Below are 3,747 nucleotides of genomic sequence, written 5' to 3'. Positions count from 1 at the left end.
GATGTTCATTTTTATTTAAACCCCATCTTGCAACATCAAATTGATGAGGTCCTTGATTCCCTGTATCACCATTTCCAGTTGCCCAATGCCAATGCCAATTGTAATGAACCTTCTTTTCATTGTACGGTTGGTACTGAGCAGGACCTAACCATTGATCATAATGCAAGGAAGCTGGAGGAGTACTGTCTGCCACAATTCCAAATGAATTTCTAGGCTTGTAACAAAGACCACGTGCCATGTAAACCTCACCTATACCACCTTCATGGAGGAATTTCATTGCTTCCATGACGTTTTCAATAGATCTATTTTGGAAACCGACTTGTACTCTCCTATTATATTTTCTGGCAGCTTCTACCATTTTCCTTCCTTCGAAAACATTGTGGCTAGACGGTTTTTCGACGTAAACATGTTTACCTGCCTGACATGCCCAAATAGTTCCTAAGGCATGCCAGTGATTGGGGATTGCAAAAGAAACGGCATCAATTTCTTGATCATCAAAGACTCGGCGCATATCCCATTCTGTCAGTGGAGTCACCCCGGTTTTTTCAATAACTATTTTTGATTTTTCAGGATAATATTGCTCATCGACATCACATAAGGTCTTTAAGCGAACATTTCTATTATCCTTCAAAGCACACCACTGATTGATATGGTTGCTACCTTGACCTCGGATTCCAATTACCGCTAAATTTATTCTTTCATTTGCCCCTATTATAGAGGCGTAAGACTTCGCCGACATAGACATTCCGGCCATAGTTAATCCAGCTGTACCAAGAACTGATTTCTTTATAAACTCTCTCCTTTTAGTCATAATTAGTGCAGTATTTTGGGTTAAATCTTTCTTCTTTTAAATTTCTCAAAGGGCTTTATTCAAATTAAAATAGCCTTAAAATTCTTAAAAATTGCTTTCATTCAATCTAAAGATTCTCTGAATAGCATTCAATATGAATTATCTAGACAGAAGTAAAAGATGCGGAAACGATTTCGAAATTTCTGAGATCCTAATCTAGCCCAAAGTCTAATCTATAGTTAAATATAAATGAATTTAAAACTTTGATATTTCAAGAATTCGTTGGATTTTCGATTCAATGACCCAAACAAATGAACTGGATTCGATCCAGCTTAACTTCTCACCGGGAGACCTCATTTTACTGAATCTTGCCTTAGCCTTGATAATGTATGGTGTAGCTTTGGACTTAAGATTCGAAGATTTTAAGTATTTAGCGAAGAACCCTAAAGGCTTTTTTCTGGGTGTATTTTCACAATTTCTATTACTCCCCTTTTTGACTTGGGGGCTTATAAATATTATCAATCCACCTCCAAGTGTGGCACTTGGGATGTTTCTGGTTGCTGCATGTCCTGGAGGAAATGTATCAAATTTTCTAACAAATTTCGCTAAAGGAAATACCGCCTTGTCTATCAGTTTAACAGGCTTTTCAAGTCTTGCATCTATTATCACTACCCCTTTGAATTTTGCTTTGTGGGCTAGTTTATATTCACCCACATCCTTATTGCTCAAAGATATTCAATTGGACTATTTAGATGCTTTTACTACTGTTTCTATGATTTTGGGAATTCCTTTAATTCTAGGAATTATTACTCATCAAAAAGCACCAGAACTCGCAAACAAAGCTTCCAAAATACTGAAACCTGTCAGCCTTTTAATATTTGCTGCTTTTATTGTTGTGGCTTTTTTGGGAAACCTAGATCTATTTTTAAAATACATTTCTATCATTTTTTTATGGGTTTTAGCTCACAATTTTATTGCTTTGGGGGCTGGTTTTACCACTGGAAAGATTTTTGGATTGCCCTTGGCTGATGTGAAAACTCTTACCATTGAAACTGGAATACAAAATTCTGGTCTAGGACTGGTTTTGATCTTTACTTATTTTAATGGATTGGGGGGGATGTCTATAATTACCGCTTTTTGGGGTATTTGGCACTTGATCTCAGGAATGGCTATTGCCACGGTATGGAAAAATAAAGAATGAAAGACATCGTAAATTATTTGCTTCGCCTTGCAGTGAAAGCTTGCCTTCATCTCTATTTCAAGAAAATTAAAGTTCAAGGCAAAACCAATATCCCCAAAGATCGACCAGTTATTTTAGTGGCCAATCATCAGAATGCTTTGATTGACCCTTTACTTTTGGCAACTCATACAAAACTAAATCCATATTTCCTTACCAGAGCATCTGTATTTAAGAGTCCTATAGCAGCTAAACTTTTGGATTTTATAAGAATGCTTCCCGTTTACAGGGTTCGGGATGGGTTTTCCACAATTCAGCAAAATCAATTGATTTTTGATAAAACCTATGAAATTCTTAAGGAAAATGGAACCGTAATTATTTTTGCAGAAGGAAGTCATAGTGACGTAAGGAGTTTGAGGCCACTCAGCAAAGGGTTTACTAGAATGGCGTTTGGTTTAAAGGAAAAATACCCTGAGACTAAACCTGTTATTTTACCGGTTGGGATTAATTATTCGGCCCATAAAAAGTCAGGAAGCAGGGTTAATATGATTTTTGGTAACCCCATAGAAGTGGATATGACAAGTTCACAGTCTGGGAAATTGACAAAATCTGTTGAAAAAGCATTACATCAATTGGTAGTAGAAATTCCCAGTGATAACTATGAGGAGGACTTAAGTAGTTTAATCCATCATGGCGTTGATTTAAATGATAAAAAGGCTGTAGAGGAATTTTTGAAAACAGGAAAAGTTGAAAACCCTATACCTCCATTTTCAGGACTTAAAAATAAGCTCATGAAAATATTCCATTTCCCACTCTATTGGGTCTGGCTTTGGCGATCACCAAAAATCAAGGATAAAGTATTTAACTCAACAATTAAATTTCTGATCGGATTTACTTTAGGCCCTATTTACTACATAGGGTTGATTCTATTGGCGCTTGGTTCAGGTTTTAACTCTTGGGCTTTGGCTTTTTTTATAATGGCGATGATTACTCTGTGGGCAAATAAAAATCCTCAAGAATAAATCAAAGTAAGCCAAATATTCTTTGGTATATTTTTTAACTTTGAGCAACTAGAATAACCCAAAAATAACTTGACCATGTCTAAAGATTTCCTACCAATAAACGGAACAGACTATGTGGAGCTTTATGTTGGCAATGCCAAACAATCTTCTCTGTTTTATCAGTATGCCTTTGGCTTCGAACTAATTGCATATGCTGGACCAGAGACAGGATTAAAAGGCAGAGCATCCTATGTGCTAAAACAAGATAAAATCCGATTAGTACTTACATCTTCCTTATTTCCGGAGAGTCCAATTTCCGAACATATTACCAAACATGGAGACGGTGTAAAAGTATTGGCCCTTTGGGTTGATGATGCTGAAAAATCTTGGTATGAAACTACATCAAGAGGAGCCGAATCAGCAGAAGAGCCTAAAATTATCTCTGATGAGTTTGGAGAAGTAAAAACCGCATCAATTAAAACGTATGGCGACACAATTCACACGTTCGTAGAAAGAAAGAATTACAAAGGGATATTTCTTCCAGGGTTTGTTAAGAAATCAAGCAAATACAAAGCGAAATCAATCGGCTTAAAATACATAGATCATTGTGTTGGAAATGTAGAGCTTGGTGAAATGAACCGCTGGGTGAAGTTCTATGAAGATGTAATGGGCTTTAAATTACTGATCACATTTGATGATAAAGACATTTCTACTGAGTATTCCGCATTGATGTCCAAAGTTGTATCCAATGGAAATGGTTACATCAAATTTCCTATTAA

4 protein-coding genes are annotated in these 3,747 nt (G+C 36.3%); 3 read left to right on the top strand and 1 reads right to left on the bottom strand.

Going from position 1 to position 3,747, the window contains the following annotated elements; translation table 11 throughout:
- A partial coding sequence (locus Q0L68_RS17780; RefSeq protein ID WP_296705607.1) for a Gfo/Idh/MocA family oxidoreductase occupies positions 1–811 on the bottom strand: 811 nt, incomplete at its 3' end.
- A 277-nt stretch (positions 812–1,088) separates the two neighbouring features.
- On the opposite strand from Q0L68_RS17780, the gene Q0L68_RS17775 reads away from it, so the two are divergent.
- From Q0L68_RS17775 to Q0L68_RS17765, 3 genes are all read left to right on the top strand, one after another.
- Positions 1,089–1,991, top strand: a complete 903-nt coding sequence (locus Q0L68_RS17775; protein WP_296705606.1) for a bile acid:sodium symporter family protein — start codon at positions 1,089–1,091, stop codon at positions 1,989–1,991.
- A complete protein-coding gene (locus Q0L68_RS17770; RefSeq protein ID WP_296705605.1) occupies positions 1,988–2,989 on the top strand; it encodes a 1-acyl-sn-glycerol-3-phosphate acyltransferase in 1,002 nt (333 codons plus the stop codon). Before Q0L68_RS17775 ends, Q0L68_RS17770 begins: the two co-directional genes overlap by 4 nt.
- Before the next feature lie 75 nt (positions 2,990–3,064).
- On the top strand, positions 3,065–3,747 hold a 683-nt coding region (locus tag Q0L68_RS17765; RefSeq protein ID WP_296705604.1), incomplete at its 3' end, for a VOC family protein.

It is taken from the genome of Algoriphagus sp., assembly GCF_024642405.1.
GTDB lineage: Bacteria > Bacteroidota > Bacteroidia > Cytophagales > Cyclobacteriaceae > Algoriphagus.
The sequence above is the reverse complement of the archived record's forward strand: the minus strand, read 5'-3'. Positions and strand labels throughout refer to the sequence as shown.